This is a genomic window from Bradyrhizobium sp. (assembly GCF_017881085.1).
Lineage (GTDB): Bacteria > Pseudomonadota > Alphaproteobacteria > Rhizobiales > Xanthobacteraceae > Bradyrhizobium.
The window spans coordinates 1-3380 of sequence record NZ_JADGRI010000447.1; the positions used below are offsets into that span (position 1 = coordinate 1).

The 3380-nt window shown below is 66.0% G+C and carries 4 protein-coding genes and 1 pseudogene; 3 read left to right on the forward strand and 2 right to left on the reverse strand.

Features of this window, described 5'->3' with window-relative positions:
- Together aroB and QZ213_RS26335 are read right to left on the reverse strand one after the other, a co-directional pair.
- Positions 1 to 1024, reverse strand: a 1024-nt coding sequence (gene aroB / locus QZ213_RS26330) for a 3-dehydroquinate synthase (RefSeq protein ID WP_291688988.1), incomplete at its 3' end; no start/stop codon positions are given.
- Entirely contained in the window at positions 1021 to 1650 is a 630-nt protein-coding gene (locus tag QZ213_RS26335; protein ID WP_291688989.1) for a shikimate kinase, read from the reverse strand. The genes aroB and QZ213_RS26335, both read right to left, overlap by 4 nt.
- 152 nt (positions 1651 to 1802) lie before the next feature.
- Between QZ213_RS26335 and QZ213_RS26340 the strand changes: the two genes are divergently transcribed.
- The 3 genes and pseudogenes from QZ213_RS26340 to QZ213_RS26350 all read left to right on the forward strand — a co-directional run.
- The gene (locus tag QZ213_RS26340; RefSeq protein ID WP_291688990.1) at positions 1803 to 1949 is read left to right on the forward strand and encodes a histidine kinase; all 147 of its coding nucleotides are present in this window, start codon (positions 1803 to 1805) and stop codon (positions 1947 to 1949) included.
- A gap of 16 nt (positions 1950 to 1965) precedes the next feature.
- Positions 1966 to 2946, forward strand: coding sequence for a site-specific tyrosine recombinase XerD (gene xerD / locus QZ213_RS26345; protein WP_291688991.1), 981 nt, complete (start codon positions 1966 to 1968; stop codon positions 2944 to 2946).
- 197 nt (positions 2947 to 3143) lie between these two features.
- Positions 3144 to 3380 (forward strand): annotated as a pseudogene (locus QZ213_RS26350) (acetyl-CoA carboxylase carboxyl transferase subunit alpha); the annotation flags it as partial.

Here is a 3380-nt window from a genome sequence, read left to right on the forward strand (position 1 = left end):
TCTTGTCCTGCGCCATCAGCGCCATCAGCGCGTCGGCATCCGCCAGCCCTTCCTGGGCAAATCCCGCGATATCCTGCAGATGGGTCGGCAGGCCGACTTCGGCAAGGTGATGGCTGACCCGCGCGGCGGCGTCCGGCCCGATCATCCCGAGTTGTGCGGAAAATTCCGCCGCCAGCGCCATGCCGACGGCGACGCCCTCGCCATGGAACAGCCGGTCAGAGAAGCCGGTAGCGGCCTCCAGCGCATGGCCGAAGGTGTGGCCGAGATTGAGCAGCGCCCGCTCGCCGGTCTCGCGCTCGTCGCGCGCCACGACCGCGGCCTTGGCGCGGCAGGAGGTGGCGATGGCGTGCTCGCGGGCGGCGCCGCCGGAAAAGATGTCGCGATGATTGGCTTCGAGCCAGGCGAAGAACGCTTCGTCACCGAGCACGCCGTATTTGGCGACTTCGGCGTAGCCGGCGCGGAACTGGCGCGGCGAAAGCGTGTCGAGCACCGCGGTATCGGCAATCACCAGCACCGGCTGGTGAAACGCGCCGAGCAGGTTCTTGCCCTGCGGCGAATTGATCCCGGTCTTGCCGCCGACCGAGGAATCGACCTGCGCCAGCAGCGAGGTCGGCACCTGCACGAAATCGACGCCGCGGCGCAGGATCGCCGCCGCAAACCCCGCGAGATCGCCGACCACGCCGCCGCCGAGCGCGATCAACAGATCGTTGCGCTCGATCTTCGCCGCGATCAGCGCCTCCGAAACCTTCTCAAGGCCGGCATAGGTCTTCGAGCCTTCGCCCTCCTCGACAATGATGCGCGACGTGGCGATGCCGGCCTGCGCCAGCGAGCTTTCCGTCTTGTCGAGCCAGTGTCTTGCGACATTGCGGTCGGTGACGATGGCGGTGCGGACCCCGGGCCGCAAGGCGGCAATTCGGCCCCCCAGCGATTGCAGCACGTCGCGGCCGATCACGATGTCATAGGCGCGATCGCCGAGCGCGACTTCGACGGTAACGGAATCGGAATGCTTTAACGGCGCGGTCATGGCGTGGCGCTCAGCGTGTTCGATGCTTCGTTCGTGGCGGTGCCGCATAGCCGGCCGTGCAGGGCCTCGATACATTCATCGACGATCTTTTCGTGCGGCACGTCGCGCGACCAGATCGTGATATCGGCGCATTGATAGACCGGCTCGCGTTCCTCGATCAGGCGCCCGACGGTGGCCGCGGGATCGGCGGTCTGCAGCAGCGGGCGGTCGGCGCGCCGCTTCACCCGTTTCATGATGATATCGGCATCGGCCTTGAGCCAGATCGAAACCGCCTTGTCGCGAATGCGATCGCGGGTCTCCTCGCGCATGAAGGCGCCGCCGCCGGTTGCAAGCACGGCCGGGCCACTGTCGAGCAGCCGCGCGATCACCCGCGCCTCGCCGTCCCTGAAATGCGGCTCGCCATGGGTCTCGAAGATATCCGGGATCGACATGCCGGCCGCCGCCTCGATCTCGGTATCGGCGTCGAGAAACGGCAGCCGCAGCCGCGCCGACAGCCGCCGTCCAATGGTGGATTTGCCGGCCCCCATCATCCCAACCAGCACGATCGACCGCGGCCCCAGCGCGGCCATGATCTCGGCCTCGGGGGATGCGGTGGTACTGGCCGGCGACGAGGCGGTCTCGGGCATCGAATTGGCTCAATCGCCGCAGGAATTGCGGCGTTCCGCGCCACCTATACTACCCCCGCCGACACCGTTGCCAGAGAGACTTGCAACGAAGGGGCGAACATGTTGGTAGTCGGGCCCCATCCAATGGTTAATTCGCCGCCTGAGGCTCACGCATGCCCAGCCTGTTCCGCTTTCTGACGGTCGTCGCCGTGATCGTCGGGATCGTCTATGGCGTGATTTTCGCGCTGGCGAACTTCGTCAACCCGAAACCGCGGGAAATGATCGTCACCGTTCCTCCAGACAAGTTCCTCAAGAAATAGGCGCTAGGGTGGACGGATGCGCTCCAGGACCTCAGACGCAAAGACCTCAGACGCCAAACTGATCAACCTGTTCCTCGATATGCTCGCGGCGGAACAGGGCGCCGGCCCCAACACGCTTGACGCCTATCGCCGCGACCTGACCGATTTTTCGGAATTCCTGGCCCGCGACGGGCAGGACTTTGCCGGCGCGCAAACGCAAGGCTTGCGCGACTACCTCGCCGACCTCGACCGGCGCGGCTTCAAGTCGTCGAGCGTGGCGCGGCGGCTGTCGGCGATGCGGCACCTGTATCGCTTTCTGCTCAACGAGCGGATTCGCGGTGACGATCCGGCCGCGATCCTGTCGGGGCCGAAGCGGGGCCGCGGCCTGCCGAAAGTGCTGTCGATCGCCGATGTCGATCGGCTGCTGACGCACGCCAAGGCACTAAGCGAGGCGCTGGGCGAGGCGCCGGAAACAACTGCGCCGCGGCGGCTTCGTGCGATGCGCTTGTACTGCCTGCTGGAAGTGCTCTACGCCACCGGCTTGCGGGTATCCGAACTGGTATCGCTGCCGCGCGCGGCGGCCCGCCACGAGGCCCGCATGATCGTGGTGCGCGGCAAGGGCAACAAGGAACGGCTGGTGCCGCTGAACGAGGCGTCGCGGCAGGCGATGACCGATTACCTCGCCGCGATGGAAGCGGCCAAGCCCGTGAAGAAGAACGTCGCAAGCCCGAAATGGCTGTTTCCCTCGTCCGGGGAGAGCGGACATTTGACCCGGCAGCATTTCGCGCGCGACCTGAAGGAGCTCGCGGCCGCGGCGGGTCTGGCGCCGCGGCTGGTCTCGCCGCATGTGCTGCGCCATGCCTTTGCCAGCCATTTGCTGCACAACGGCGCCGATCTGCGCATCGTGCAGACGCTGCTCGGCCACACCGATATCTCGACCACGCAGATCTACACCCATGTGGTGGAGGAGCGCCTGAAGAGCCTGGTGCGCGACCTGCATCCACTGGCGGAGAAGTAACGGCCGCGCTGCCGCCTTGACTTCCGCGCCGTCTCACCCGAAAGAGCCGTCTCACACCCGCGACACTTCGGCGCGCACTCGGAAGACGGGATCGGATCTCGCCCCGGATTTCGCGCCAAGCAATTGAAGATACACGCCTTATTCGCGCGGAGGAGGCCCGCTTCGCCCTCAGGCGCGTTCACCCCTATATTCATTTGATGCCGGATCTCATGCGCTCTTACCTCGATTTCGAAAAGCCCGTCGCCGAACTCGAATCCAAGGTCGATGAACTGCGTGCGCTGGCCGCTACCGGCAGCGACATCGGCGACGAGATCGCGCGCATCGAGGACAAGGCGGCGCAGGCGCTCACCGAGCTCTACGCCAACCTGACGCCGTGGCAGAAAACGCTGGTGGCGCGCCACCCGCAGCGCCCGCATTTCACCGATTTCATCAAT